The following is a 26,042-nucleotide window of genomic DNA, read 5'->3' as shown; positions in this document are numbered from 1 at the left end:
GTAGGGAATGTTTGTCACGAGCAGCACGTTGACTCAGTACGACACCGGATACACATCCGGTGCCATCGAGTAGTTCTCCGCAGGAGGATGACCAGACGAAGGGAGAAGCCTGTGCGCTTCGAAATCATGCGACTCGACGAGGTCGACGGCACCACCGTGGACAGCACCGTCGTGGACGCCGCCTCCGTCAATCGGATCGTTCAGCAGGCAGCCGCCGTAGGACAGCGCCTGTGGATCCGCCCGGCCGAGACCCCGGCCTCGTAACGGGGTTCCCGCTCACGCCTTCCGGGGGAACCGGGCCGCGTACGACGGCTCGGTCCCCCCGGATCACCTGAGCGTCAGCTTCCCCGGATCACCTGGGTGATCCCGTTGATGATCTGCTGCACGGCGATCGCGGAGAGCATCATGCCCGCGAGCCGCGTCACCAGGACCACTCCGCCGTCCTTGATGAGCCGGATGATCAGCAGCGAGTAGCGCATCACCAGCCACAGCACCACGTGGATCGCGAGGATCGCGATCCACACCGATATCTGGGTGTCCACGCTGTGGGCCTTCTGCACGGCCAGGATGACGGAGACGATCGCGCCCGGCCCCGCCAGCAGCGGCATGCCCAGTGGCACGAGGGCCACGTTGACGTCCTTGGTCGCCTTCGGCTCGTCGTTCTTCCCGGTGAGCAGGTCGAGCGCGATCAGCAGGAGCAGCAGACCGCCCGCGATCATCAGGGCGGGCACGGAGACGTGCAGATAGTTCAGGATCTGGTGGCCCAGGACGCCGAAGACGGCGATGACCCCGAACGCCACGCAGACGGCCTGGAACGCCATCCGCTTCTGCGTCTTCGCCGGCCGGCCGGCGGTCAGGGCGAGGAAGATCGGGGTGATCCCAGGGGGATCCATGATGACAAAAAGGGTCAGGAACAGAGAGCCGAAGACGGCGATGTCGAACATGGGGGAAGTACTGGCCTTGCCGGAAGAAGAACTGAGGGTGTGAGTGCGCGCGGGCCGGCCGTCGGAAGACGGCCTCAGGCTCCGCCGGCCCCCGGGACCGGGAACGCGCCGGTCGCCCGGCGGGTGATCTCCCCGTACACCTCGGGGTCGGTCGTGTACGCGCCGAGCTCCACGGTCTTGCGCGTGCCGTGGTAGTCCGAGGAGCCGGTGACCAGCAGTCCGAGGTCCTTCGCCAGGCCGCGCAGCCGCTCGCGGGTCTCGGCGTCGTGGTCCATGTGGTCGACCTCGATGCCGTCCAGACCGGCCGCGGCCATCTTCGCGATGGCGGACTCGGGGACCGTGCGGCCGCGCTTGGCGGCGGCCGGGTGCGCGAACACGCAGACCCCGCCCGCGGCCTTGACCAGCCGGATCGCCTCGAAGGGGTCGGTCTCGTGCTTCCCGACGTAGGCCCGGCCGCCGTCGGCGAGCCACTGATCGGTGAACGCGTCGCTCACCGTCTCCACCACGCCCAGCTCGACCAGCGCCGAGGCGACGTGCGGGCGCCCCACGGAGCCGCCGGCGGCGATCCGCTCGACCTGCTCCCAGGTCACCGGCACACCCAGCGCGTTCAGCTTGGCGACCATGCCCTTGGCCCGCGGCACCCGGTCGTCCCGGACCAGCTCGCGCTCGGCGAGCAGGGCGGGCTCCTCGGGGTCGAAGAGGTAGGCGAGCATGTGCATCGAGACACCGTCGAGACGGCAGGACAGCTCGGCGCCGGGGACCAGGGTCAGCCCGGCGGGCAGCGCGGCGATCGCCTCGGCATGGCCGCGGGTGGTGTCGTGGTCGGTCAGCGCGACGACGTCCAGTCCGGCCGCGGCGGCCTTGCGGACCAGCTCGGCGGGGGTGTCCGTACCGTCGGACGCGGTGGAGTGACAGTGCAGATCGATGCGCACGGTGACTCCAGACGGGACCAGGACGGAAGTGGACACCTCAGGATAACCGCCCCGCGCACCCCCCTTTGTCACGGCCGCTGCCTGGGGGCGCCCCCTACAGCTCCTAGGGGCGCAGCAGTCGTGGGGACAGGGCGCCGCAGGGCACCAGGTCCAGTTCGGCGCCCGCCTCGCGCAGATCGGTCAGGACCAGCTCGTCGTACAGGAGCAGGCCCGCCTGTTCGGGCCAGATCACCGCCCACAGCCACATGCCCAGCGCCTCGCCGGCGAAGACGGCGCGGTCGTCGGGGGTGCGGTAGACGTGCCACAGCGGGGTGGGGCGGCCGGCCGCGAGCACCTTGGTCTGGGGCGGCTTCTCGACGTTCATGTACGGCCCGGGGTCCGGGCCGTCGATGCCCGCGTAGCGCGCGCCGAGACCGACGCCCATCTCCTCGGCGACCAGGATCAGCTCGCCCGGACCGCCGAGCGGGCCCGGTCCGGAGCAGGCGACGGCGGTCGCCCGGCCGCCGCTGCGGTCGTCCCCGGCGTAGGCCACCCCCGTAAAGAGCCAGCCGACCGGCAGCGGCCACGGCATCCACAGCGGCACATGCGTGCGGTGCACCACGGCACCGAGGGCCTCGACGCTGGGCGGGATCACGGGCTGCAGCGGAAACACCGCGCCGTGCGCATCGCACTGCCACGTATCGGCGAAGAGGCCGGGAGCCCTGACCCGGCCACCACACCGCGGGCAACTGGGTTCGCCCCTCATAGGGCCCCACGGTCCTACCCCGGCCCGTCCACGTCAAGGACGATCACCCGTCCGGCGGGAACCCCCGCGGCACACCCCGGCCGCGGCCCGCCGACCAGGAAGTTAGGTGCATCTTGCACTAATTAGCTGAGCTAACTTACTATGTGCATAAGCCAACTATCTGGACTGCGTGCCACACGCGGATGGGAGAAGCACATGGACCCCCTCGACGCGGGAGCCGGCGGCATCCTGCGGCAGCCCAAGGCGGTCTGGGCCACGGCCGGCGCCTCCGTCGTCGCCTTCATGGGCATCGGCCTGGTCGACCCGATCCTGCCGTCGATCGCGCAGGGTCTGCACGCCACACCCAGCCAGGTGTCCCTGCTCTTCACCTCGTACTTCCTGATCACCGCCGTGGCGATGCTGCTGACCGGCTTCGTCTCCAGCCGCATCGGCGGCAAGAAGACGCTGTTGCTCGGTCTCGCCTTCGTGGTGGTCTTCGCCGGTCTCGCCGGCACCTCCGGCACGGTCGGCCAGCTGGTCGGCTTCCGGGCGGGCTGGGGCCTCGGCAACGCGCTGTTCGTCTCCACCGCCCTCGCGGTGATCGTCGGCGCGGCGGCCGGCGGCAGCGCCGCGGCGATCCTGCTCTACGAGTCCGCGCTCGGCCTCGGCATGGCCTGCGGCCCGCTGCTCGGCGCGGTCCTGGGCAACGTCAGCTGGCGCTACCCGTTCTTCGGTACCGCCACCCTGATGGCGATCGGCTTCCTGTGCATCGCGGCGTTCCTGAAGGAGCAGCCGAAGCCGGCCCGCAAGACCTCGATCCTGGACCCGCTCAAGGCGCTCGGCCACGGCGGTCTGGCCTCGGCGGCGATCTCGGCGTTCTTCTACAACTACACGTTCTTCACCGTGCTCGCCTTCACGCCGTTCGTGCTGAACATGACCCCGTACCGGTCCGGCGCGGTGTTCTTCGCCTGGGGTGTGCTGCTCGCGGTGTTCTCGGTGCTCGTCGCCCCGCGCATGCAGAAGCGGTTCGGCTCGCTGAAGGTGCTCGGCGGCTCGCTGGTGCTGCTCGCGGCCGACGTCCTGGTGCTCGGCTACGGCAACCACACCGCCGCGATCGTCTGCACCATCCTGTCCGGTGCCTTCATCGGCGTGAACAACACCGTCTACACCGAGCTGGCCCTCGGCGTGTCGGACGCCCCGCGCCCGGTGGCGAGCGCGGGCTACAACTTCGTCCGCTGGTTCGCCGCCGCGGCGGCGCCCTACTTCGCGCCGAAGATCGAGGAGTGGACCGACATCCACGTCCCGTTCACGGTCGCGGCGGTCACCGCGCTGCTGGGCGCGGTGGTGGTCGGCGTCCGGCGCCGGGCCCTCACCCACGAGGCCGAGGAGCTGGCGCCCCGGCACGCCACCGAGGACGGCGTCACCGTCTTCGCCGACTGAGCGGCGGCGCAGTGAGCTTGCTCACTCCAGCGGCACGGACCTGCGGACCGGATCCCGCAGGTCCGTGCCGTGCGTGAGCCAGCGCTCCTGGAGCGCCTGGGCGCCGTGCACCCGCTTCCAGGCGGCCTCGTTCGGCGTCATGGGCAGCAGCGGCAGGAACCGCACGGGCTCCAGCGGGGCGTCCAGCTCCAGGTCCTCGACCAGCCCGCCGCCCTCGCCCACCAGGACCGAGGTGAAGGGGGCACCGGGCCACAGCGGCTCGCCCACGTCCAGGGAGCTGCCCGGCGCCACGACCAACCCCTCGACCTGCGGGGACGCGGCGAGCACGGCGAGCGGGCGGAGCACCTTGTCGGTGTCGGCGACGCCCGCGCGGACCGACAGCACCAGTTCGGCGCGGGGGCCCTTGACGGGATCGGCGACCAGCGCGGTCGGATCGGTCATGGGATGCGCGGACATGCCGAGAGTCGCGTACCGGACGACGTCCCCCTCGGTGAAGCGGAGCACCTCGATGCGGTCCGTGCCGAGGAAGGTGACGGCCGCCCGCGCGTCCGCCGCGCCCAGCGCAGTGGCCAACCGTGCCTCGACCAGAGGAAGAACATCAACCATGCGGTGAGCATAGAACTCGTCAGCAGCGGGCAAAGCGGCACCTTGACAGCGAGGGCGGCTGGTACTCTGAGCCGGTGGTTCGGGACGGCACGCGAAGCGTCGCTATCAGGTCCCGGTACCGAAAGGACTCCCTTACGAGGGACCGGCCGGAGGAGGTGGGGCTGTCATGGATCGAAGTCGACCTGGTAGTACCACTCGCTCTTCCGCCCACTGATGTAGTCACCGGCTCGTAGCCACTGGCTGATTCCCGATCTGGCCGGCTGCCGCCTTCCCGTGCGCGTCACTGTCCGGAAGAGCACTTCGTTTCGCTTTGCCTGATCTGCGTCAGTTCTGCATCAGCAGCGAAGTCGCCACCGCAACGGTGCGGTGCTCCCCGCTTTGTGGACGAGCCAAACATCCTTCCCCTGCCTCGCGGGAGGAAAGAGCCCTGAAGGACGTCCTCATTCCGGGTAGTTCCACCCGTCACCGGCGGTCTTTCGTTGCCTGCCGCGAAGGAGTCTGCCCATGTCGATGATCCGCGACCTGCGCGCCGTGGTCCGTCCCTCCCGCGTCGCGCCCCGCAAGGCCACGGGCGCGCCGTCGGCGCCGTACGACACCACGCGCGACCCCGCCACCCCCTCGGCCGTGGTCGACTGCGCCGTCTACCGCGACGGCCGGCGCCTGCCGAGCGCGAAGCCGCTGACCCCGCAGGAGGCGATGCGGCTGGTGCGACGCGACGGGGGCTTCGTGTGGATCGGTCTGCACGAGCCGACCGAGGCCGAATTCGCCGGGATCGCCGGGGAGTTCGGGCTGCACCCGCTGGCCGTCGAGGACGCGGTGCAGGCGCACCAGCGGCCCAAGCTGGAGCGGTACGACGACTCCCTCTTCACCGTCTTCAAGACCATCCACTACGTCGAGCACGACCGGCTGACCGCCAACAGCGAGGTCGTGGAGACCGGTGAGGTGATGTGCTTCACCGGCCGGGACTTCTTCATCACCGTCCGGCACGGCGGCCAGGGCTCGCTGCGGGCCCTGCGCCACCGGTTGCAGGACGACCCGGAGCTGCTGGCCAAGGGCCCCTCGGCGGTGCTGCACGCCATCGCCGACCATGTGGTGGACGGCTACATCGCGGTCGCCGCCGCGGTGCAGGACGACATCGACGAGGTGGAGACCGAGGTCTTCTCGCCGGGCCGGGGCGGGGTCTCGCGCGGTGTGGACTCCGCGCGGATCTACCAACTCAAGCGCGAGGTCATGGAGTTCAAGCGGGCGGTGGCGCCGCTGCTGCGGCCGATGCAGCTGCTCAGCGAGCGGCCGATGCGGCTGGTCGACCCGGACATCCAGAAGTACTTCCGGGACGTCGCCGACCACCTCGCCCGCGTCCAGGAGCAGGTGCTGGGCTTCGACGAACTGCTCAACTCCATCCTCCAGGCCAACCTGGCGCAGGCGTCGGTCGCACAGAACGAGGACATGCGGAAGATCACCGCGTGGGCCGCGATCATCGCCGTGCCGACGATGGTGTGCGGGGTGTACGGCATGAACTTCAAGTACATGCCCGAGCTGCACTGGAAGTACGGCTACCCGGTGATCATGGGCATCACGGTGGCGCTGTGTCTGGGCATCCACCGGACGCTGAAGCGCAACGGCTGGCTGTGAGCGCCGCGGATAGGGTGGGCGCATGACAAGCGAGCTGCTCGACCGGGCTCTCATCGAGGAGGCCGCCAAGAAGTCCGGCCTCGTCTGGGTCGCCGGCGCCGGTGCCGGTGCCGCGCGTGCGCTGTGGCACGTGTGGCACGAGGGCGCGGTGTGCCTGGTCGGCGACGGGCCCGGGGAGCAGCCGCTGATCGGGCTGGCCGACGGCGCGAGGGCCGAGGTGACCGTGCGCAGCAAGGACAAGGGCGGCCGGCTCGTGTCCTTCCCGGCGACCGTGACCGAGCTGCCCGCCGGCACCCCGGAGTGGGAGGCGACGGTCGGCGAGCTGAAGGGCAAGCGGCTGAACGCCCCCGACGCGGAGCGGATGCCGGACCGCTGGGCCCGCGAGTGCCGGGTGCTCCGGCTGGTGCCGGCGGGTCCGGTGGCACCGCTGCCCGCCGGGGACCTGGCGAGGAGACCGGTCCCCACCCCGGCGACGACGCGCCGCCCGGTCCCGGCGGCCCTGCCCAGACTGCTGGCCAAGCGCCGCAAGGGCCGGTAGCGCCGGGGCCGGGCGAGATCCGGCCCGCGGGTCGTCGCCGTGACGTCGGCTCACCGCGGTGTCGGCCGGCCGGCGTCGCGCCGACGGTGACGGCGGGGGCGGCCCTGCGCCGGCGAACAGAGGTGGAGGGCGGTCACCGCCCCGCGTTCACGACGTCGGCAGCTGCTGCCCGTAGTCCACCGTCTCCGAGTCCGCGGGCTCGGCGAGCGCGAAGTTCTTGCCCCAGTCGGAGAAGCGGAGCGTGCCCGCGTTGCCCGCGCGGGTGAGCGCGAGGGGATAGGGGGTGCCCTGGAGGGAGACGTCCAGGGTGCCGCCGGAACCGTGGTCGCCGGTGATGCGGATGGTGCGGGTACCCGCCTGGGCGTGGTGCCCGTCCGTCGCCAGCGTGCCGTGCAGTGCCAGCAGACCAGCCAGGAGGACGTCCTTGTCCGTGAAGCCGCTGAACTTCTTGTACGCGGGGTCCCCCTGCGGCACCTTCACGTACTTGCCGTCGAGCTTGGCCGCGGCCCCCGCGTCCTGGGAGCCGGCGCCTTTCTCGCCGTCGGCCTGCCGCCAGAAGTCCGCGTCGGCCTTCAGCCACAGCTGGCTGCCCACCCGCAGCAGCCGGAACGTGGCGCCCTCGGAGGTCACCGAGCCGGTCCCGCCGTCGGCCTTCAGCCGCATGTCCAGCCGGTACGTGCGGCCGCTGGTGACCACGGTCCCGGCGAGCCGTACCGCGGGCGCCGCGTCGGCCGCCGCCCGGGTCCTGGCCTGGATCTTCCCGGCGGGCAGCCTGCCCACCCCGTTCGTCCCCGCGTCCGGGTCGTCGCCGCACCCGGTGAGCACCGCCGCGCCGGTCACGGCCAGCGCGCAGATCGCGGTCACCAGACGGGTACGGCCGGGGGGAATCGCAGTCACAGGTGAGGTCGCCTTTCCGACGGTTCCTTCAGCGGCGTACCGCAGCGTACCGGTGCCCCGGCCCCCGGCGGAGCGGGTCCGTCCGGACCCCCCACCAGGGCGTATCCAAGCGGTACGGGCTAGCCTGAAGCGCACCCGTGCGGGCAAATCCGAGCAATTCAACAACGACCCGCCAACAAAGCGGACAACCAGAAACGCAGAGCGATTCCCAGGCCACGGGCATGCCCCGGGCCGCGGCAGCAGAGGAAGCAGAACCATGGCAGCCGGCGCTCCCCGGATCTTCGTCTCGCACCTCGCCGGGGTCCCCGTCTTCGACCCGAGCGGCGACCAGGTGGGCCGCGTGCGCGACCTCGTCGTGATGCTGCGCGTGGGCCGCAGGCCGCCGCGCGTGCTCGGGCTGGTCGTCGAACTCGCCACCCGGCGCCGCATCTTCCTGCCCATGACCCGGGTCACCGGCATCGATTCCGGGCAGGTCATCATCACCGGCGTCATGAACGTCCGCCGCTTCGAGCAACGGCCCACCGAGCGGCTGGTCTTCGGCGAGCTGCTGGACCGGCGGATCACCCTGGTGGAGACCGGCGAGGAGGCCACCGTCCTCGACGTGTCCGTGCAGCAGCTGCCCGCGCGCCGGGACTGGGAGGTCGACCGCGTCTTCGTCCGCAAGGGACGCAAGGGCGGCGCCTTCCGGCGGGCCAAGGGCGAGACGCTGACCGTGGAGTGGGCGGCCGTCTCCGGGTTCTCCCTGGAGGAGCACGGGCAGGGCGCCGAGAACCTGCTCGCCACCTTCGAACAGCTGCGCCCCGCCGACCTGGCCAACGTGCTGCACCACCTCTCCGCCAAGCGGCGCGCCGAGGTCGCCGCCGCCCTGGACGACGACCGGCTCGCCGACGTCCTGGAGGAACTGCCGGAGGACGATCAGATCGAGATCCTCGGCAAGCTGAAGGAGGAGCGCGCCGCGGACGTCCTGGAGGCCATGGACCCGGACGACGCGGCCGACCTGCTGGGCGAGCTGCCGGAGGAGGACAAGGAGCGGCTGCTGAGCCTGATGCAGCCCGCCGACGCGGCCGACATGCGCCGGCTGATGTCGTACGAGGAGCACACGGCCGGCGGGCTGATGACCACCGAGCCGATCGTGCTGCGCCCGGACGCCACCGTCGCCGACGCGCTCGCCTGCGTCCGCAACCCCGACCTCTCCCCCGCGCTCGCCGCCCAGGTCTACGTCTGCCGCCCGCCGGACGAGACCCCGACCGGCAAGTACCTGGGCACCGCCCACTTCCAGCGGCTGCTGCGCGACCCCCCGTACACCCTGGTCAGCTCACTCGTGGACGACGACCTGCAACCGCTGTCGCCGGGCGACACGCTGCCGGTCATCGCCGGGTTCTTCGCCACCTACGACATGGTGGCCGCGCCCGTGGTGGACGAGGCCGGGTCGCTGCTGGGCGCGGTGACCGTGGACGACGTACTGGACCACATGCTGCCCGACGACTGGCGCGAGACCGAGTTCCACCTGGAGGAGAGCCCCGAAGGAGACGAGGGGGACACGCACCATGACGCCTGAGCGCGAAGCCGGCCGCGAGCACGGCCGGGAGCGTGCCCCCTCGGGCGCCACGGCCGCCCCCCGCCCGCGCACGCCCCGGCTCGACCAGCCGCGCCCGCCCCGCCGCCGGCTCCTGCCCGAGTGGGACCCGGACGCCTTCGGCCGGCTGTCCGAGCGGATCGCGCGGTTCCTCGGCACGGGACGCTTCATCGTCTGGATGACGGTGGTCATCATCGTCTGGGTGGTGTGGAACGTGGCCGCGCCCGCGCATCTGCGGTTCGACCAGTACCCGTTCATCTTCCTGACCCTGGCGCTGTCCCTCCAGGCCTCCTACGCGGCCCCGTTGATCCTGCTCGCGCAGAACAGGCAGGACGACCGCGACCGGGTCAACCTGGAGCAGGACCGTAAGCAGAACGAGCGATCCATCGCCGACACCGAGTACCTGACCCGGGAGATCGCCGCGTTGCGCATGGGCCTGGGCGAGGTGGCCACCCGCGACTGGATCCGCACCGAGCTCCAGGACATGCTCAAGGAGATGGAGCGCCGCGGTCACGGGGGGCCGGTCGTATTCCCGGCGGAACGGACGGAACGCCCGCCGGGACGTGACGCAGACGACCGCTGAGGTGCTACCCCGAGGCCCCCGAGGGCGCCGTACCATCGTCCTTATGGCTACGGAAGACGCGGTGCGCGAGGCACTGGCGACGGTGAACGACCCCGAGATCAACCGCCCCATCACCGAGCTGGGGATGGTCAAATCGGTGGAACTCGGGGAGGACGGCGCGGTCGCGGTCACCGTGTACCTGACGGTCTCCGGCTGCCCCATGCGCGACACGATCACCCAGCGGGTCACCGAGGCCGTCTCGCGGGTCGAGGGCGTCACCCGGGTCGACGTCACGCTCGACGTGATGAGCGACGAGCAGCGCCGGGAGCTGGCCGAGGCGTTGCGCGGCGGCCAGGCCGAGCGCGAGGTGCCGTTCGCCAAGCCGGGCAACCTCACCCGGGTCTACGCGGTCGCCTCCGGCAAGGGCGGCGTCGGCAAGTCCTCGGTCACGGTCAACCTGGCGGCGGCGATGGCGGCCGACGGTCTCAAGGTGGGCGTCGTGGACGCCGACATCTACGGCCACTCGGTGCCCCGCATGCTGGGCGCGGACGGCCGTCCCACCCAGGTCGAGAACATGATCATGCCGCCGTCGGCGAACGGCGTGAAGGTCATCTCCATCGGCATGTTCACCCCGGGCAACGCCCCGGTGGTCTGGCGCGGCCCCATGCTGCACCGGGCCCTTCAGCAGTTCCTGGCGGACGTCTACTGGGGCGACCTGGACGTCCTGCTGCTCGACCTGCCGCCGGGCACCGGTGACATCGCGATCTCCGTGGCCCAGCTGGTCCCGAACGCCGAGATCCTGGTCGTCACGACCCCGCAGCAGGCGGCGGCCGAGGTGGCCGAGCGCGCCGGTTCCATCGCGGTGCAGACGCACCAGAAGATCGTCGGCGTGGTCGAGAACATGTCCGGCCTGCCCTGCCCGCACTGCGGCGAGATGGTCGACGTCTTCGGCACGGGCGGCGGCCAGCTGGTCGCCGACGGCCTGACCCGCACCACCGGCGCCTCGGTGCCGGTCCTCGGCTCCATCCCCATCGACGTCCGGCTGCGCGAGGGCGGCGACGAGGGCAAGCCGGTCGTGCTGACCGACCCCGACTCCCCGGCGGGCGCGGCCCTGCGCTCGATCGCGGGCAAGCTGGGTGGCCGGCAGCGCGGCCTGTCGGGCATGTCGCTGGGGCTGACCCCGAAGAACAAGTTCTGAGCCGTCGGTCCACGCCGAAGGGGCGCCGGCACGAACCGGCGCCCCTCGGTCACGCGTAGGCGGACACGTCCCCGACCGCGGCGAACCCGAGACCGTACGCGCTCATCCCCCGGCCGTACGCGCCGAGGTGCACCCCCGCCTCGGTGGTGCCGGCGAGCACCCACCCGAACTCGGACTCCCGGTAGTGGAAGTCCGCGGCCACCCCGTCCACCGGGAGCGAGAGGCGGGACCACTCCGGCCCGCCGAGATCGTCGGCCAGCGCCCACGCCGTCTCGGTCTGCTGCTCCAGCCAGTCGTCCCGCAGGCTGTGGTCCAGCTGCCCCGGCCAGGTGAACGACAGCAGCCCGACCCCCGCGAGCCAGGCGGCCGAGGACACCGACGTCGCCTCCAGCAACCCGGTCCCGTCGTCGGTGCGCCGGGACGGGTGCGCGGCGACGGTCACCACGACCGTGAACTTGTCCCTCGGTTCCCCGGTGACGCCCTCGTGCAGGACGGAGGGCGTGTCACCGTGCCCGATCGAACCGTGCTCCACGGCTCCGTCGGAGGCCATGCCGACCTGCATCAGCCAGCGCGGCCCCGTGAACGCCTCGTCGAGCCCGTACCAGGGGAAGGGCGCCCGCAGGTAGGCGTCGACCGTGCGGCGGTCGGAGGCGAACCCCTGTCCGCCCTCCGGGGCCGGCGCCGTCGCGCCCACCCGACTCGTCGTCTCCATCTGCCCGGACGCCTCCTCGCTCTCGTCGGACCGGGGCGGCCCGCCCCCCTTCGGGCGTACTCCTCCGGTCCGCACAACAACTCGGCAGCATAACCACACCGCTGAGCGCCGCAGGGCAGGCGCTGGATGCGCGGGTACCCCGAACGACCTGTTCACGCCGTTCGCGGCGGGCGCGGGCTATGACACGCGTCACGTGCGCGTGTCGGGATGGGGCGGTTCGCGGCTTACGTGGCGTCGAAGTCGAACGGGGGCCGCTCGTCCTTGCCGGGGTCCTCGGGCTTCTTGGTCATGTCGATCTTCCCGCCGGAGGCGGGGGACGCCGCGTCGGAGGAGGACGAGGAGGACGAGGAGGAGCCGGTGTCGCGGCCGTTGACCGCGTCCGTGATCTCGGCCATCTCCTTCTTCAGGTCGAAGCCGTTGCGGATCTCCTGGAGGCCCAGGTCGTCATTGCCCAGCTGCTTGCGCAGGAACGTCTTGGGGTTGAGGTCCTCGAAGTCGAAGTCCTTGAACTCGGGGCCCAGTTCGCTGCGGATGTCCTGCTTGGCGCTCTCCGAGAACTCGCGGATCTTCCGGATGGTCCGGGTGACGTCCTGGATGACCTTGGGGAGCTTGTCGGGGCCGAACACGAGCACCGCGATGACGATGATCGTCAGTAGCTCCATTGGCCCTATGTCATTGAACACCTGACGCTCCTTGCGATGTCCTCGGTCGCTCAACGGTACCCGGCGTTCCCGTCCGACCGGTACCGTCCCGAGGTGAGACTTGTGTCAGTTCTGCTCCGAGGTGCCCAGGACGAGTGAGACCTCCCGCTCGGCACCGCCGTGTTCGACCGTCAGCCGCAGCCGGTCGCCGGGCCGGTGGGCGCGGACCTTGACGATCAGCTCCTCACCCGTGTGGACCCGCTCCCCGTCGACCCGGGTGATCAGGTCGCCCGGCGCGAGCCCGGCCCGTGCGCCGGGGCCGCCCTCGATGACGGCGGGGCCGCCGTTCGCGCTGTGGTCGTCGATGCGGGCGCCGTCGCCGGTGTAGCCCATGTCGAGGGTGACGCCGATGACCGGGTGGGTGGCGTGGCCGTCGTTGATCAGTTCCTCGGCGACGCGCCGGGCCTGGTTGACCGGGATGGCGAAGCCCAGGCCGATGGAGCCGGCCTGGCCGCCCTCGGTGTCCGAGCCGCCGTCGGCGGAGCGGATGGCCGAGTTGATGCCGATGACATGGGCCCGGGAGTCAAGCAGCGGTCCGCCGGAGTTGCCCGGGTTGATCGGGGCGTCGGTCTGGAGGGCGTCCACGTAGGACACGTCGCTGCCGTCGCCCTCCTCGCCGCCCGCGGTGATGGGCCGTTCCTTGGCGCTGATGATGCCGGCGGTGACGGTGTTGGCGAGGTCGAAGGGGGCGCCGATGGCCACGACCGGGTCGCCGACCCGGACGCCGTCGGAGTCGCCCAGGGTCAGCGGGGTGAGCCCGCGCACGCCGTGCACCTGGACGACGGCGAGGTCGTAGCCGCTGTCCCGGCCGACGACCGTGGCCCTGACGGAGTCGCCGTCGCTGAACGTCGCGGATATCTTGCCGCCCGACGCGGCGGCCGCGACCACGTGGTTGTTGGTGAGGATGTGGCCGCGGTCGTCGAGCACGAAGCCGGTGCCGGTGCCCTCCTCGCCGGAGCCGGAGACGTGCAGGGTGACGACGCTGGGCAGGGCGCGGGCGGCGATCCCGGCCACGCTGTCCGGGGCGCGCCCGGCGGGCACGCTCCCGGCCTGCGGCAGGGTCACCTCGCCGCCGAGGCCCTCGCGTTCGACGTAGGCGCCGACGACACCGCCGATCCCGGACGCCACCAGGGCGACGGCCAGGGTCCAGACGACCAGGAGCCGCCTGCCCCGCCGCCCGTTCCGCCGCTCGCCGTCGGGTACGGCGCCGGCCTGCTGGAGCGGTCCTCGCCCCCACGGGTCGTAACGCCCCCAGGGGTCCTGTGCGGGTCCCGGGGCGACCGGGGGCACCGGGATGGGGGCGCCGGCCACGACGGGCTCCGGGACCGCCGTGAGGCCCTGCAGGGGCGCTGTTTCCGGAAGGGGCGCGGACGGTGGGGCCGGTGCGGTTGCCGGTCCGCCGGTGACGGCCGGGGCCGGGGAGGCGGGAGCGGGCGCGCCCGGGAACGCGGGCGCGGGGCCGTGGGGGCCGGCCGGCGGCGGCAGCGGTGTGCCGTGCGTCGGAGTGGCGCCCGGGTGCTGGACCGGCGGGGCGGGGGCCCAGGGGCCAGGCTCGCCGTAGGGCGGGGTGCTGTAGGGGTCCGGTTCGTGCAACGGCGTGGGGCGCGCCGGCTTGGCCAGCTCGAAGTCGCCGTCCGGCGTTGGACCGGCCCCGGCCGCCTCCTCCGTACCCGCTCCCGGCGGGACACGGTTCCCCTCGTTCATGCTCTCCCCACGGCCGGCCGCGGCCGTGCGCTTCGGCGGCCGCGGGACGTCGACTACGTGCCCGGTCGATCACCACGGGCACGGCCCTCACCGGATTCAACCAGGTTCGCGGGCCGTGGCGCAGCAGCGGTCAGCGCGCCCGGTCCGAGGCACTCGGGGACGTGGAGGGGGCGGCGGAGACGGCGGGGGTGCCGGGGAGGGAGTCGGACAGCACGCCGGGGACCATGGGGGCCGTGGACCACTTGGTCAGCGGCAGGGCCGTGGTCTTGTCCGGCAGGCGTATCAGCGGGGACACGGCGGTCGCGCCCGCCATCAGCGGGGCGCTCAGCCGGCCGCCGAGGCCCTGGTCCGGTCCGGCCGAGGGAGCGGGGGCGCCGGGCACCAGGGGCGCGGTGGCGGCGGTCGGCGCCGTCTCCGTCGTGTGCCCGAGCAGGGTGCCGCCCTGGGCGAGCAGCGGGCCGGGGCGGCGGCGCTGGGCGTCGGCCGTGCCGGCGCCGGTGCCGCCGGTGGCGCTGCCGGTGCCCGTGGTGCCGGCCGGGATCACGTTGCTGCCGGTGCCGGAGCCGCGGGGGTCCGCCGCCGGGGAGCCGGGGATCGCGGTGGTCACGCCGCCGAGGGCGACCGCGGCCAGCGACACCGCGCCGGCGGCGGCGAACGCGAACCGCAGCCCGCGCGAGGCGGAGCGGCCGTCGTCCGGGCGGCCCACGGGGTGGATGCGGAAGCCGTCGCCCTCGGGGCCGGGGCCGGGGCCGTGCGGGCGGGCCGGGACGTAGCCGAAGGAGAAGCCGCGCCCGGTGTCGAAGACGCCCGAGGAACCGGAGGCCGGGGCCTCGGGGCCGCTTCCGAGCAGTCCGGCGGCCGGGCTGCCGCCGCCCTCGGGGCCGCCGCCGGGCAGGCCCTGGAGGCGGGCCAGCAGGCTCGCCGAGGGCGGGGGCGGGGGCGCCGCCGCGAAGGCGTTCTTCAGCGCGCGCTGGGCGTCCGCCTCCGCCTTGCAGCGGGCGCAGGTGGCCAGGTGGGCGAGGACGCGTTCCCGCGTGTCATGGCCGAGCTCTCCGTCCACCAAGGCGGAGAGCCGGTCTCCCAGATGCTGCTCGGCGAGGCGTGTCCCCTCGGCGGGTTTCTGTCGCGATCCGCTCACGCCGTCGCGCCCCCTCCCCCCAGCGCGGGGACCCGGGCCAGGAACGAGCGCCGCTCGGCCGCGCGGGCCTCCGGTGAGCGGTGCGCGAGGGCCTTGCGGAGCTGGGAGCGGCCGCGGTGGATGCGGGAGCGGACGGTGCCGAGCTTCACGCCGAGGGTCGCGGCGATCTCCTCGTACGACAGCCCCTCGATGTCGCACAGCACGACGGCGGCGCGGAACTCGGGCGCGAGGGTGTCCAGGGCCTGCTGGACGTCCGCGTCGAAGTGGGCGTCGTTGAAGAGCTGCTGCGGGGTGGGTTCGCGGCTGGCCAGCCGCTCGGCCGCGTCCTCGCCGAGGGCGTCGAAGCGGATGCGCTGCTTGCGCCGGACCATGTCCAGGAAGAGGTTGGTGGTGATGCGGTGCAGCCAGCCCTCGAAGGTGCCCGGCGAGTACGTGGACAGCGAGCGGAAGACGCGCACGAAGACCTCCTGGGTGAGGTCCTCCGCGTCGTGCTGGTTGCCCGTGAGGCGGTAGGCCAGGCGGTAGACGCGGGCGCTGTGGGTGCTGACGATCTCCTCCCAGGTGGGCGGAGTCCACGCCTGCCCGTCCGCGTCACTGGTGAAGGTCGCGGTCTGGGGCTCGGCCGGGGCGAATCCGGCGGCGTGGTGGTCAGCAGCGGTGTCGGTCACGGATTTCGGCCTGCCCGCCGACCCGAGGAAGCGCCGCAGCACTCCACCCCGGTCCTCGGGCGCAGCCGCACCTCCCCTGTCGGCTCTGGTGGTGTCCAGTGGAGCCCCTACCATAGCCACCTCGCCCGTTAGCTCCGGATAAGCGTTTTTACGAGAATTTGATACTTGCTGGTGCGGCTCGTGCCGCTGCGTCAGCAGTTGTGCGCTCTCCTCGTCCATCCCCTGCCCCCGGAGCATTCCCCCACCGTCGTCTCTTCCTTGTAAACGTCCGGTCCCATCTGCGGGTTCCCGACGCCAACGGATACAGTCACGCCGAGGCATCCATGGGGACAGGAGAGGGTCATTACCGGCAACCGGCAGACGAGCTCGGCATTCGCCGACGCCTTTGCCGCCGAGGACGAAGCGCTGCTCTGGGCCCGCGACCGCGCCCGTGACGCGGGACTTCGCTCGGTGTCGCCCGGCACGGGCTCCGCGCTGCGCCTGCTCGCCGCCTCCGTGGACGCGAAGGCCGTCGCGGAGATCGGCACGGGCTGCGGGGTGTCCGGAATCCATCTGCTGCACGGCATGCGCCCGGACGGGGTGCTCACCACGGTCGATTCGGAGCCGGAGCACCAGCAGTTCGCCCGGCAGGCCTTCCGCGCCTGCGGCTTCGCCAGCAACCGGGCCCGCTTCATCCCGGGCCGCGCCCTGGAGGTGCTGCCCCGGCTCGCGGACGCGGGCTACGACCTCGTCTTCTGCGACGGGGACCGGCTGGAGTACCTCGACTACTTCACCGAGTCGCTGCGGCTGCTGCGCTCCGGCGGCGTGGTGGTCTTCGAGGGGGTCTTCGCGAGCGGCCGTACGGTCGACTCGGGGCCGCAGCCGTCGGAGGTGCTGCGGCTGCGGGAGCTGCTGCGCACGGTGCGCGAGAGCCAGGAGATGGTCACCTCGCTGCTGCCGGTCGGCGACGGGCTGCTGTGCGCGGTCAAGCGGTGACGGCGGCGGCCGGGACGGGGAGGGCCGGCGGCACCCGGCGGGTGCGGGCCCCGCAAACGCGGCTGCCCCGGCACCGCGTACGATGCCGGGGCAGCCGTGAGGACTGACTCTCGCGCGTCAGACGACGACCTTCTTGAGGGCGTCACCGAGCGCCTCGGCCTCGTCAGGGGTCAGCTCGACGACGAGTCGACCGCCGCCTTCGAGCGGAACGCGCATGACGATGCCCCGCCCCTCCTTGGTCACCTCGAGCGGGCCATCGCCCGTCCGCGGCTTCATGGCCGCCATGCTCGTTCCCCTTCCTGAAACCAGCTCATCGTCTGCCGATTGATGGCACCCGGGCGGGCACCCGCGGGACCGGATCGGACACGCGACACCGGCATCGAACACATTGCTTCCCAGCCATTATCCCGCATCTCAGGACCCGATGACCAACATCGGTCCGCATCGCTTGGGCAACGCGCGCGAGCAAAACCACTCAATTCGGGGATGTGGCTGCGATACTGCGCCATCGCACACACACCCGTCGGCCAACCTCCGTCCGGTTTTCTTTGACGCAGCTCACACCCCTGGTCGGACCCCCGGTCCGTGATCTCCGCCATGCTGTTCCCGGACACGGACGTACCGAGCGGTACGTCACCACCGCGACGGAGGGGATGCGCCATGGCCGACACCGTGCTCTACGAGGTGAGCGAGGGCCTCGCGACGATCACGCTGAACCGCCCCGAGGCGATGAACGCGCTGAACGTCGAGGCCAAGGTCGCCCTGCGGGAGGCGGCGCGGGAGGCGGCCGGGGACCCGGAGGTGCGGGCGATCCTGCTGACCGCGGCCGGGGACCGGGCGTTCTGCGTGGGCCAGGACCTCAAGGAGCACATCGGGCTGCTGGCCAAGGACCGGGAGACCGGGTCCGGGCAGACGATGAGCACGGTCGGCGAGCACTACAACCCGATCGTGCGGGCCCTCGCCGGGGCGGCGAAGCCGGTGGTCGCCGCGGTGAACGGGGTCGCGGCCGGGGCCGGGTTCGGCTTCGCCCTCGCCGCGGACTACCGCGTCGTCGCCGACACGGCGTCCTTCAACACCTCGTTCGCGGGGGTCGCCCTGACCGGCGACTCCGGCATCTCCTGGACGCTGCCCCGGGTGGTGGGGCCCGGCCGCGCGGCCGACCTGCTGCTCTTCCCGCGCAGCATCGGCGCGCGGGACGCGCTGGAACTGGGCATCGCCAACCGGGTCGTGCCCTCCGGCGAGTTGCGGGCCGAGGCCGAGAAGGTGGCGCGCGAGCTCGCCTCGGGCCCGACGCTGGCGTACGCGGCGATCAAGGAGGCGGTGGCCTTCGGGCTGACGCACTCGCTGTCGGAGACCCTCGACAAGGAGGACGAGCTCCAGACCCGCGCCGGGCGGTCGGAGGACCACGCGATCGCCGTGCAGGCGTTCGTCGACAAGCGGAAGCCGCGCTACTCGGGGCGGTGACGCCCCTCCCGGGCGCCACGGGCGACGCACGCCTCCAGGTGGTCGTCGACCAGTCCGCACGCCTGCATCAGCGCGTACGCCGTCGTGGGCCCCACGAACTTCAGGCCCCGCTTCTTCAGCGCCTTGGACAGGGCCGTGGACTGCGGGGTGACCGCCGGGACGTCCGCCAGGGTCCTCGGGGCCGGGCGGGTCGCGGGGTCGGGGGCGTGGGACCAGATCAGCTCGTCCAGCTCGCCCTCGGACCAGTCGGCGAGGACGCGGGCGTTGGCCAGCGTGGCGTCGATCTTGGCACGGTTGCGGATGATGCCGGGGTCGGCCAGCAGCCGCTCGCGGTCCTCGTCGGTGAAGGCGGCGACCTTCTCGATGGAGAAGCCCGCGAAGGCCGTACGGAAGCCGGGGCGGCGGCGCAGGATGGTGATCCAGGACAGGCCGGACTGGAAGGCCTCCAGGCTGAGCCGTTCGAAGAGGGCGTCGTCGCCGTGGACCGGGCGGCCCCACTCCTCGTCGTGGTACGCGACGTAGTCGTCGGTGGACAGGGCCCAGGGGCAGCGCAGCGCGCCGTCCGGCCCGGCGACGGCGGCGGTCATCGCTGGTCCTCCGGGTGCTCGGGCTTGTCCTGGCGCGGCTGTGCGGCGGCGGCCCGGGCGCCGGCCAGCGCGGATTCCAGGCCGGCGATCCGGGCGTCCCGCTCGGCGAGTTCGGCGGCGAGCCGGCCGAGGGCGTCGTCCACGTCGGCCATCCGGTAGCCGCGCGGGGCCAGCGGGAAGCGCAGGGTCTCGATGTCGGCGCGGCCGACGGGGCGGTCCTCCGGCAGCGGGTCCTGGAGCCGCTCGGGCGCGGCCTCGGGCAGCGGGGCGCTTTCGCCGCCGCCCACCACGGCGAGGGTCACCGCGGCGACCACGACGGCCAGCGCGACGACCAGGAACAGGAACATCACCATCGTCTCGAGGTCCCCACGCTCGGGTGCCGGCCGCGAGGGCCGGACGCGGAATCTGTCTGGTCCGATCGTGCCATGCGCGTCCGGCGGTTAGGGTCACTGGCGGTCGCAGTGCCGGACGTACGAGGAGAGGTCACAGCGGATGCTCAGGCTGGGCAGGCGGGAATTCGGACCGCACGAACGAGTGATCATGGCGATCGTGAACCGGACCCCGGACTCCTTCTACGACCGGGGGGCGACCTTCCGGGACGAGCCGGCCCTGGCACGGGTGGAGCAGGCGGTCGCCGAGGGCGCGGCGATCATCGACATCGGCGGGGTGAAGGCGGGCCCGGGCGAGGAGGTCTCGGCCGAGGAGGAGGCGCGCCGCACGGTCGGCTTCGTGGCGGAGGTACGACGCCGCTTCCCGGACGTGATCATCAGCGTGGACACCTGGCGGGCCGAGGTCGGCGAGGCGGTGTGCGAGGCGGGCGCGGACCTGCTGAACGACGCGTGGGGCGGCGCGGACCCCGGCCTCGCCGAGGTCGCGGCGCGGTACGGGGTGGGGCTGGTGTGCACCCACGCGGGCGGCGCCGAGCCGCGCACCCGCCCGCACCGGGTGACGTACGACGACGTCATGGCCGACATCCTGGACGTGACCGTGGGGCTCGCCCGGCGGGCGGTGGAGCTGGGGGTGCCGCGGGAGTCGGTGCTGATCGACCCGGGGCACGACTTCGGCAAGAACACCCGGCACAGCCTGGAGGCGACGCGCCGGCTGGACGAGATGGTCGCGTCGGGCTGGCCGGTGCTGGTGTCGCTGTCCAACAAGGACTTCGTCGGGGAGACGCTGGACCGGCCGGTCAAGGAGCGGCTGATCGGCACGCTGGCGACGACGGCGGTGTCCTCCTGGCTCGGCGCGATGGTCTACCGCGTCCACGAGGTCGCCGAGACCCGCCAGGTGCTCGACATGGTCTCCTCCATCTCGGGCCACCGCACTCCTGCGGTGGCCCGGCGGGGACTGGCCTAGGGTCTTTCGTTTGGATCAGGCCGGATCAGGGAGCGGGGTCTGGTGCCGTGCATCGCAAGGCGAAGGAGGGCGACATGGCGGAGCCATGGCAACCGACGACAACGCCGCGAGGCGCGGTGCCAGGGCCCGCGAGCCCGGCAAGATCCAAACGAGAGGCCCTAGCGGGCTGCCTCCTTGGAGACGAGGGCCACGGCCTCGTCCACGTCGTCGGTGACGTGGAAGAGCAGGAGGTCCTTCTCCAGGGCCTTGCCGGAGGCCACCAGGGTGTTCTTGAGCCAGTCGACCAGGCCGCCCCAGTACTCGCTGCCGAAGAGGACGATCGGGAAGCGGGTGACCTTCTGGGTCTGGACCAGGGTCAGCGCCTCGAACAGCTCGTCCAGGGTGCCGAGGCCGCCGGGCAGGACGACGAACCCCTGGGCGTACTTGACGAACATCATCTTCCGGACGAAGAAGTACCGGAAGTTCAGGCCGATGTCGACGTAGGGGTTCAGGCCCTGTTCGAAGGGCAGCTCGATGCCGAGGCCCACCGAGACGCCGCCCGCCTCGCACGCGCCCTTGTTGGCCGCCTCCATGGCACCGGGGCCACCGCCGGTGATCACCGCCCAGCCGGCCCTTACCAGGCCCCGGCCGAGCCGGACCCCGGCGTCGTACTCGGGTGAGTCCACCGGGGTGCGGGCCGAGCCGAACACGCTGATGGCGGGCGGGAGTTCGGCCAGGGTGCCGAAGCCCTCGATGAACTCCGACTGGATGCGCAGCACCCGCCAGGGGTCGGTGTGGACCCAGTCGTTGGGAGCGCGTTCGTCCAGCAGTCGCTGGTCGGTCGTGCTCGCCGTCACCTGGTCCCGCCGCCGGAGGACCGGCCCGAGCCGCTGCTCGTCCGGTGGCTGCTTCTTCCCCTCGGGGTTCCCGGTAGGCATGTGCGCTCCCTCCGCTAGCCGGTGGTTCCGTCCCAGCGTAGATCCACTCGGGTTACGCGGGGTGGACGTGCGCGTGTCCGCCCGGCGCGTGCCGCGCGGGGCCCCTGCCAGGCCGTGCGCCCGCCAGGCCGTGCGCCTGTCAGGCGGTGAGCCCGTCAGGCCGTGAGCCAGCCGCGCAGTCGTTCCTCGGCCGCGAGGATCTTGGCGGTCTCCACGCGCTCGTCCCGCTTGTGCGCCAGGTGCGGGTTGCCGGGGCCGTAGTTGACCGCGGGGATGCCGAGCGCGGCGAAGCGGGAGACGTCCGTCCAGCCGTACTTGGGCCGCGGGGCGCCGCCCACCGCCTCGATGAAGGCCGCGGCGGCCGGGTGGGAGAGGCCGGGCAGCGCGCCGCCGCTGTGGTCGTCGACCACGAACTCCTCGACGCCGCAGTCCGCGAACACCTCGTGGACGTGCGCGATCGCCTCCTCCTCGGTGCGGTCGGGGGCGTAGCGGAAGTTGACGGTGACCACGCACTCGTCGGGGATGACGTTGCCCGCGACCCCGCCGCTGATGCCCACGGCGTTCAGGCCCTCGCGGTACTCCAGGCCGTCGATCACCGGGTAGCGGGGCTCGTAGGCCGCGAGGCGCTCCAGGATCGGCGCGGCCGCGTGGATGGCGTTGGCGCCCATCCAGGAGCGCGCCGAGTGCGCCCGCTCGCCCTTGGTCCGCAGCAGCATCCGCAGCGTGCCCTGGCAGCCGCCCTCGACCTCGCCGTCGGAGGGTTCGAGCAGCACCGCGAAGTCGCCCGCCAGCCACTCCGGGTGGGCCTCGGCGACGTGCCGGAGGCCGTTGAGGTGGGCGGCGACCTCCTCGTTGTCGTAGAAGACGAAGGTCAGGTCCCGGTTGGGGGCGGGGACGGTGGCCGCGATGCGCAGCTGGACCGCCACGCCCGACTTCATGTCGCAGGTGCCGCAGCCCCACAGCACGCCGTCCTCGTCCAGGCGCGAGGGCACGTTGTCCGCGATCGGCACGGTGTCGATGTGTCCGGCCAGCACGACCCGCTCGGCGCGGCCCAGGTTCGTCCGGGCGATCACGTTGTTGCCGTACCGGTCCACGGTCAGGTGCGGCAGGGCGCGCAGGGCGGTCTCGACGGCGTCCGCGAGCGGCTTCTCGGTGCCGCTCTCGGAGGGGAGGTCCACGAGCCGCGCGGTGAGCGCGGCGGCGTCCAGCGTGAGGTCAAGCGAGGTGTCGGCCATGGCCTCGACCCTAGCGCGCCGCCGTCGGCCGCCCGGCTCACGCGCGGTAACGCACCGCTGGCGTAAGGGTGGTGATCGCTCCAGTACCTTGTACGCGTGTCTGAGCCGTCCCCCACCCGTCTCAAGCGCCGCGGCCGTCTTTTCCGGTTCTCCGCGGCCCTGTTGGTCCTGTGCGGTGTCGCCGCCTATCTCGTGGTGCAGTACGTCACCGGAGGCGGCGGAGCCCATGGCTGCAAGGTGGTCTCGGCCGCCGGCGACGGGACGTCGTACGAGTTCACGCCCGAGCAGGCGGCGAACGCGGCGACGATCGCCGCCGTCGGCACCGGCCGGAACATGCCCGAGCGGGCCGTGACCATCGCGCTGGCCACCGCGATCCAGGAGTCCGGGCTGCGCAACATCGAGCACGGCGACCGGGATTCACTCGGCCTGTTCCAGCAGCGGCCCTCGCAGGGCTGGGGCACCGAGGAGCAGATCATGGACCCCACGTACTCGGCGGGGATCTTCTACGCCCATCTGGCCAAGGTCCCCGACTACACCGGGCTGCCGCTGACGGTGGCCGCGCAGAAGGTGCAGCGCAGTGGCTTCCCGGAGGCGTACGCCAAGCACGAGCCGGACGCCGAGCTGCTGGCGGCCGCGCTGACCGGGCAGGCGGCGGCCACGCTGACCTGCGACGGGCGCTTCGACCCGCGGGCCACGGCGATCGGTCCCGACGCGGTGCGGGCCGCGCTGGTGCGGGACTTCGGGCGGGACGCGCTGCAGGAGACCGGTGCCGAGGTCGGCGGCACGCCGGTGCCCTCGCCGTCCCCCTCGCCCAGCGTGACGGCCACGGCGAGCGGGCGGACCGTGAGCGTGCCGGTGCCGCTCGGCGCGCGCCGGGACGCGAGCGGGCGTGGCGAGCAGCAGCGGGGGTGGCAGCTGGCGCAGTGGGCGGTCGCCAACTCCGCGGAGCTGCACATCCAGCGGGTGACGTACGCGGGGCGGGTCTGGACGAGCGACGAGGGGTCGTGGCAGCCGGTGCGGTCGGACGGGGCCGGCGGCGCGGAGCGGTCCATGGGCGTTGTCCGGATCGTGACCGGACAGTAGTGCGGGGCGCCGCCCGGGAGGGTGGCGTCGCCGCCTTATGCGGGGCCGTACGGGCGAATCGCGGGCCGGACCGGGAAACCCTTGGGAATCAAGGGGCGTAAGGATTCTGCGGGGCACCTGGAGCAATGCTCTTTGCCCGTTTTTATCCACACCTGATAATGCGATGCGTTATCCATTCGTGACCTGGGGTGTCCGCAACCTTCGCGGGCTTCGAGCGGTAGTCACGGCGTCCGGGCCCGGTGCCGGGTCCGGACGAAGACACCGTTCTCTCCCGTCGAATGGAGCATCATGTCCCTCCCCCTGACCCGCCGGATCGCCCGTGCCGCGCTGCTCGTCGCAGCGGGAGCGGCCGCCGGGGTCGGTGCGGCCGGCTCCGCCGGTGCGGCCACGAACCTGCCGGCCACTCCGAACCTGGGCGGCCTGACCGCGCTGGACGGCGCGCACGTCGGCAACACCGTCGACGGTGCCGCCGAGAACGTCACCGCGCTGGCGGGCAACGCGGGCGGCAACGCCGTCAAGCAGGCGGTCCCGGCCGCGGGCAAGACGGCCGGCGGCGCCGTGCAGAAGGCGGCGCCCGCGGCGCAGCAGGCCGCGGGCGGTCTGACCGGGGCCGCGGGAAGCGCCCTCGGGGACGCGGCGGCCGGTGCGACGAAGGGCGGCCTGCCCACGTCCAACCTGCCGGTCCACGGGCTGCCGCTCACCTGAGCCGGAGCCTGAGGCGGCGCATCGCCCGGTGAACGGGGTCCAGGGGTTCCCTGGGCCCCGTTCCGCGTGTCCGGGCCCCGGGGGGGAGGGACCGCGGCGGTCAGCGCAGCCGGGAGACCGCCGCCTGGACGCGTTCGTCCGTCGCCGTCAGGGCCACGCGCACGAAGTTCTCGCCCGCCGTGCCGTAGAAGTCGCCGGGGGCGACCAGGATGCCCAGGTCGGCGAGGTGGGCGACCGTGGTCCAGCAGGATTCGTCGCGGGTGGCCCAGAGGTAGAGGCTGGCCTCGCTGTGCTCGATGCGGAAGCCGTGGGCGACCAGGGCCGCCCGGAGGGCCTCGCGGCGGGCGGCGTAGCGGGCGCGCTGCTCCTGGACGTGCGCGTCGTCGCCGAGGGCGGCCACGACCGCGGCCTGGGTCGGCGCGGACGTCATCATGCCGCCGTGCTTGCGGATCTCCAGCAGCGGGCCCAGGACCGCCGGGTCGCCCGCGACGAAGGCGGCGCGGTAGCCGGCCAGGTTGGAGCGCTTGGAGAGGGAGTGCACGGCCACGACGCCGTCGTACGAGCCGCCGTTGACGTCCGGGTGCAGGACCGAGACCGGGTCGGCCTCCCAGCCCAGCTCCAGGTAGCACTCGTCGGAGACGACCAGGACGCCGTTGGCGCGGGCCCAGGCGACGATGTCGGTCAGCTCACGGGCGGAGAGGACCTTGCCGGTGGGGTTGGACGGGGAGTTCAGCCAGAGCAGCTTGAGGCCGGCCGGGTCCAGGTCGCGCGGGTCGTCGTAGACCTCGTACGCGGCGCGGGCGAGGCGGGCGCCCACCTCGTACGTCGGGTAGGCCAGCCGCGGGTAGGCGACCTTGTCGCCGGGGCCGAGGCCCAGCTGGGTCGGCAGCCAGGCCACCAGTTCCTTGGAGCCGACGACCGGCAGCACGTGCCGGTGGGTCACGTCGCGGGCGCCCAGGCGGCGCTCCAGCCAGCCGCAGATCGCGTCCCGCAGGGCCGGGGTGCCCCAGACGGTCGGGTAGCCCGGGGAGTCGGCCGCGTCGACGAGGGCCTTCTGGATCAGCTCGGGGACCGGATCGACCGGGGTGCCGACGGAGAGGTCGACGATCCCGTCCGGATGGGCCGCGGCCGTCTTCTTGTAGGGCTCCAGCTTGTCCCAGGGGAAGACCGGAAGCCGGTCGGAGACTGCGGACACGATCAGTGGCTCACTTTCGTCTGGTGCGGCAAACACCTCGGTCCCGTGCGGCGGCGATCGGGCGATCGAGCCGTACGGGACCGAGGCGGCGCGGTTCGGCGCGGGCCGCTTTGCGCTAAACGGTCACTCGCCCTGCGGCGGCAGCGCGGCGACGAAGGGGTGGTCGCGCTCGATCAGCCCCAGCTTGCTGGCGCCGCCGGGCGAGCCCAGCTCGTCGAAGAACTCGACGTTCGCCTTGTAGTAGTCCTTCCACTCCTCCGGGACGTCGTCCTCGTAGAAGATCGCCTCGACCGGGCAGACCGGCTCACAGGCACCACAGTCGACGCATTCGTCCGGGTGGATGTACAAGGACCGCTGGCCCTCGTAGATGCAGTCGACCGGGCACTCCTCGATGCACGCCTTGTCCTTGACGTCGACACAAGGCTGCGCGATGACGTAGGTCACGCTGTCGTTCCTCCTCGATAGGGCGCTGGCGGGCCTCCTCAGGCTCCGCCGCCTGGCGCGCGGGAGCGCGGCGTCGTCGATGCCCGCCCCTAGTATCTCCGTTCCGGAGCAT

At 72.6% G+C, this 26,042-nt stretch carries 29 protein-coding genes; 12 read left to right on the top strand and 17 right to left on the bottom strand.

What is annotated here, in order from left to right; translation table 11 throughout:
* Window positions 1-111 precede the first annotated feature (111 nt).
* A complete protein-coding gene (locus ACSP97_RS23340; protein WP_086805833.1) occupies window positions 112-264 on the top strand; it encodes a hypothetical protein in 153 nt (50 codons plus the stop codon).
* 74 nt (window positions 265-338) lie between these two features.
* Here the strand turns inward: ACSP97_RS23340 and ACSP97_RS23335 are convergent, their stop codons facing one another.
* The 3 genes from ACSP97_RS23335 to ACSP97_RS23325 all read right to left on the bottom strand — a co-directional run bounded on the left by ACSP97_RS23335 (window position 339) and on the right by ACSP97_RS23325 (window position 2,621).
* Complete coding sequence (locus ACSP97_RS23335) at window positions 339-944, bottom strand: MarC family protein (RefSeq protein WP_355150261.1); 606 nt, start codon at window positions 942-944, stop codon at window positions 339-341.
* A gap of 74 nt (window positions 945-1,018) precedes the next feature.
* A complete protein-coding gene (locus ACSP97_RS23330; RefSeq protein WP_355326345.1) occupies window positions 1,019-1,876 on the bottom strand; it encodes a PHP domain-containing protein in 858 nt (285 codons plus the stop codon).
* 103 nt (window positions 1,877-1,979) lie between these two features.
* Complete coding sequence (locus ACSP97_RS23325; RefSeq protein WP_355150259.1) at window positions 1,980-2,621, bottom strand: DUF6758 family protein; 642 nt, start codon at window positions 2,619-2,621, stop codon at window positions 1,980-1,982.
* 195 nt (window positions 2,622-2,816) lie between these two features.
* Here ACSP97_RS23325 and ACSP97_RS23320 point away from each other — a divergent pair, with 195 nt between their 5' ends.
* Window positions 2,817-4,040: an MFS transporter gene (locus ACSP97_RS23320; RefSeq protein WP_355150257.1), complete on the top strand. Its 1,224-nt coding sequence runs from the start codon at window positions 2,817-2,819 to the stop codon at window positions 4,038-4,040.
* 21 nt (window positions 4,041-4,061) lie between these two features.
* Here ACSP97_RS23320 and ACSP97_RS23315 read toward each other — a convergent pair whose 3' ends face one another.
* Window positions 4,062-4,646, bottom strand: coding sequence for a suppressor of fused domain protein (locus ACSP97_RS23315; RefSeq protein ID WP_355530144.1), 585 nt, complete (start codon window positions 4,644-4,646; stop codon window positions 4,062-4,064).
* Window positions 4,647-5,150: 504 nt separating this feature from the next.
* On the opposite strand from ACSP97_RS23315, the gene ACSP97_RS23310 reads away from it, so the two are divergent.
* Entirely contained in the window at window positions 5,151-6,278 is a 1,128-nt protein-coding gene (locus ACSP97_RS23310; protein ID WP_355150253.1) for a magnesium and cobalt transport protein CorA, read from the top strand.
* Between the two features lie 22 nt (window positions 6,279-6,300).
* Window positions 6,301-6,816 (top strand): hypothetical protein, encoded by a 516-nt coding sequence (locus ACSP97_RS23305; RefSeq protein ID WP_440554095.1) that lies wholly within the window; start codon window positions 6,301-6,303, stop codon window positions 6,814-6,816.
* Window positions 6,817-6,963: 147 nt separating this feature from the next.
* Here ACSP97_RS23305 and ACSP97_RS23300 read toward each other — a convergent pair whose 3' ends face one another.
* Window positions 6,964-7,713 (bottom strand): hypothetical protein, encoded by a 750-nt coding sequence (locus tag ACSP97_RS23300; protein WP_355150249.1) that lies wholly within the window; start codon window positions 7,711-7,713, stop codon window positions 6,964-6,966.
* 256 nt (window positions 7,714-7,969) lie between these two features.
* Here ACSP97_RS23300 and ACSP97_RS23295 point away from each other — a divergent pair, with 256 nt between their 5' ends.
* Genes ACSP97_RS23295 through ACSP97_RS23285 form a run of 3 tightly spaced genes read left to right on the top strand, consistent with a single transcriptional unit; the run spans window position 7,970 to window position 11,049 of the window.
* Window positions 7,970-9,271: a magnesium transporter MgtE N-terminal domain-containing protein gene (locus tag ACSP97_RS23295; protein ID WP_355150247.1), complete on the top strand. Its 1,302-nt coding sequence runs from the start codon at window positions 7,970-7,972 to the stop codon at window positions 9,269-9,271.
* The gene (locus tag ACSP97_RS23290) at window positions 9,261-9,872 is read left to right on the top strand and encodes a DUF1003 domain-containing protein (RefSeq protein ID WP_355150245.1); all 612 of its coding nucleotides are present in this window, start codon (window positions 9,261-9,263) and stop codon (window positions 9,870-9,872) included. Before ACSP97_RS23295 ends, ACSP97_RS23290 begins: the two co-directional genes overlap by 11 nt.
* A gap of 43 nt (window positions 9,873-9,915) precedes the next feature.
* Window positions 9,916-11,049: an Mrp/NBP35 family ATP-binding protein gene (locus tag ACSP97_RS23285; RefSeq protein ID WP_355530150.1), complete on the top strand. Its 1,134-nt coding sequence runs from the start codon at window positions 9,916-9,918 to the stop codon at window positions 11,047-11,049.
* Between the two features lie 49 nt (window positions 11,050-11,098).
* Here the strand turns inward: ACSP97_RS23285 and ACSP97_RS23280 are convergent, their stop codons facing one another.
* The 5 genes from ACSP97_RS23280 to sigE all read right to left on the bottom strand — a co-directional run bounded on the left by ACSP97_RS23280 (window position 11,099) and on the right by sigE (window position 16,014).
* Complete coding sequence (locus ACSP97_RS23280) at window positions 11,099-11,761, bottom strand: hypothetical protein (protein WP_355150241.1); 663 nt, start codon at window positions 11,759-11,761, stop codon at window positions 11,099-11,101.
* Between the two features lie 224 nt (window positions 11,762-11,985).
* Window positions 11,986-12,444, bottom strand: coding sequence for a sec-independent translocase (locus ACSP97_RS23275; RefSeq protein ID WP_355326267.1), 459 nt, complete (start codon window positions 12,442-12,444; stop codon window positions 11,986-11,988).
* An 84-nt stretch (window positions 12,445-12,528) separates the two neighbouring features.
* Window positions 12,529-14,166 carry a S1C family serine protease gene (locus ACSP97_RS23270; protein ID WP_440554091.1) on the bottom strand — a complete coding sequence of 546 codons (1,638 nt, stop codon included), beginning with the start codon at window positions 14,164-14,166 and terminating at the stop codon, window positions 12,529-12,531.
* Between the two features lie 130 nt (window positions 14,167-14,296).
* The gene (locus ACSP97_RS23265) at window positions 14,297-15,304 is read right to left on the bottom strand and encodes a zf-HC2 domain-containing protein (RefSeq protein WP_440554090.1); all 1,008 of its coding nucleotides are present in this window, start codon (window positions 15,302-15,304) and stop codon (window positions 14,297-14,299) included.
* Window positions 15,301-16,014, bottom strand: a complete 714-nt coding sequence (gene sigE / locus ACSP97_RS23260; protein ID WP_355150233.1) for an RNA polymerase sigma factor SigE — start codon at window positions 16,012-16,014, stop codon at window positions 15,301-15,303. Before sigE ends, ACSP97_RS23265 begins: the two co-directional genes overlap by 4 nt.
* 234 nt (window positions 16,015-16,248) lie before the next feature.
* On the opposite strand from sigE, the gene ACSP97_RS23255 reads away from it, so the two are divergent.
* The gene (locus ACSP97_RS23255) at window positions 16,249-16,947 is read left to right on the top strand and encodes an O-methyltransferase (protein WP_355150518.1); all 699 of its coding nucleotides are present in this window, start codon (window positions 16,249-16,251) and stop codon (window positions 16,945-16,947) included.
* 117 nt (window positions 16,948-17,064) lie between these two features.
* Here the strand turns inward: ACSP97_RS23255 and ACSP97_RS23250 are convergent, their stop codons facing one another.
* Window positions 17,065-17,232 carry a DUF3117 domain-containing protein gene (locus ACSP97_RS23250; RefSeq protein WP_018544333.1) on the bottom strand — a complete coding sequence of 56 codons (168 nt, stop codon included), beginning with the start codon at window positions 17,230-17,232 and terminating at the stop codon, window positions 17,065-17,067.
* A gap of 375 nt (window positions 17,233-17,607) precedes the next feature.
* Here ACSP97_RS23250 and ACSP97_RS23245 point away from each other — a divergent pair, with 375 nt between their 5' ends.
* The gene (locus ACSP97_RS23245; protein WP_355150231.1) at window positions 17,608-18,411 is read left to right on the top strand and encodes an enoyl-CoA hydratase/isomerase family protein; all 804 of its coding nucleotides are present in this window, start codon (window positions 17,608-17,610) and stop codon (window positions 18,409-18,411) included.
* Here ACSP97_RS23245 and ACSP97_RS23240 read toward each other — a convergent pair.
* Both ACSP97_RS23240 and ACSP97_RS23235 read right to left on the bottom strand, forming a co-directional pair.
* Complete coding sequence (locus ACSP97_RS23240) at window positions 18,396-18,998, bottom strand: DNA-3-methyladenine glycosylase I (RefSeq protein WP_355150229.1); 603 nt, start codon at window positions 18,996-18,998, stop codon at window positions 18,396-18,398. The two genes, ACSP97_RS23245 and ACSP97_RS23240, sit on opposite strands and share 16 nt — an antisense overlap.
* Window positions 18,995-19,351, bottom strand: a complete 357-nt coding sequence (locus ACSP97_RS23235; protein WP_070026917.1) for a DivIVA domain-containing protein — start codon at window positions 19,349-19,351, stop codon at window positions 18,995-18,997. The genes ACSP97_RS23240 and ACSP97_RS23235 overlap by 4 nt, the downstream gene beginning before the upstream one ends.
* A gap of 139 nt (window positions 19,352-19,490) precedes the next feature.
* On the opposite strand from ACSP97_RS23235, the gene folP reads away from it, so the two are divergent.
* Entirely contained in the window at window positions 19,491-20,351 is an 861-nt protein-coding gene (gene folP / locus ACSP97_RS23230) for a dihydropteroate synthase (protein WP_382015246.1), read from the top strand.
* A 158-nt stretch (window positions 20,352-20,509) separates the two neighbouring features.
* On the opposite strand, the gene ACSP97_RS23225 is transcribed toward folP, so the two are convergent.
* Window positions 20,510-21,268 (bottom strand): TIGR00730 family Rossman fold protein, encoded by a 759-nt coding sequence (locus tag ACSP97_RS23225; RefSeq protein WP_070026919.1) that lies wholly within the window; start codon window positions 21,266-21,268, stop codon window positions 20,510-20,512.
* Window positions 21,269-21,423: 155 nt separating this feature from the next.
* A complete protein-coding gene (gene dapE / locus ACSP97_RS23220) occupies window positions 21,424-22,503 on the bottom strand; it encodes a succinyl-diaminopimelate desuccinylase (RefSeq protein ID WP_358295227.1) in 1,080 nt (359 codons plus the stop codon).
* A 96-nt stretch (window positions 22,504-22,599) separates the two neighbouring features.
* Between dapE and ACSP97_RS23215 the strand changes: the two genes are divergently transcribed.
* The gene (locus tag ACSP97_RS23215; protein WP_355150221.1) at window positions 22,600-23,586 is read left to right on the top strand and encodes a heavy metal transporter; all 987 of its coding nucleotides are present in this window, start codon (window positions 22,600-22,602) and stop codon (window positions 23,584-23,586) included.
* A 288-nt stretch (window positions 23,587-23,874) separates the two neighbouring features.
* The gene (locus ACSP97_RS23210) at window positions 23,875-24,291 is read left to right on the top strand and encodes an ATP-binding protein (RefSeq protein ID WP_355150219.1); all 417 of its coding nucleotides are present in this window, start codon (window positions 23,875-23,877) and stop codon (window positions 24,289-24,291) included.
* Window positions 24,292-24,391: 100 nt separating this feature from the next.
* On the opposite strand, the gene ACSP97_RS23205 is transcribed toward ACSP97_RS23210, so the two are convergent.
* On the bottom strand, window positions 24,392-25,486 hold the full coding sequence (locus ACSP97_RS23205; RefSeq protein WP_440554084.1) for a bifunctional succinyldiaminopimelate transaminase/glutamate-prephenate aminotransferase: 1,095 nt from the start codon (window positions 25,484-25,486) through the stop codon (window positions 24,392-24,394).
* Between the two features lie 123 nt (window positions 25,487-25,609).
* The gene (fdxA, locus tag ACSP97_RS23200) at window positions 25,610-25,930 is read right to left on the bottom strand and encodes a ferredoxin (protein WP_014674796.1); all 321 of its coding nucleotides are present in this window, start codon (window positions 25,928-25,930) and stop codon (window positions 25,610-25,612) included.
* Between the last annotated feature and the right edge of the window lie 112 nt (window positions 25,931-26,042).

It is taken from the genome of Streptomyces sp. SCPE 10 (assembly GCF_051980735.1).
Taxonomy (GTDB): Bacteria; Actinomycetota; Actinomycetes; order Streptomycetales; family Streptomycetaceae; genus Streptomyces; species Streptomyces misionensis.
The sequence above is the reverse complement of the archived record's forward strand: the minus strand, read 5'-3'. Positions and strand labels throughout refer to the sequence as shown.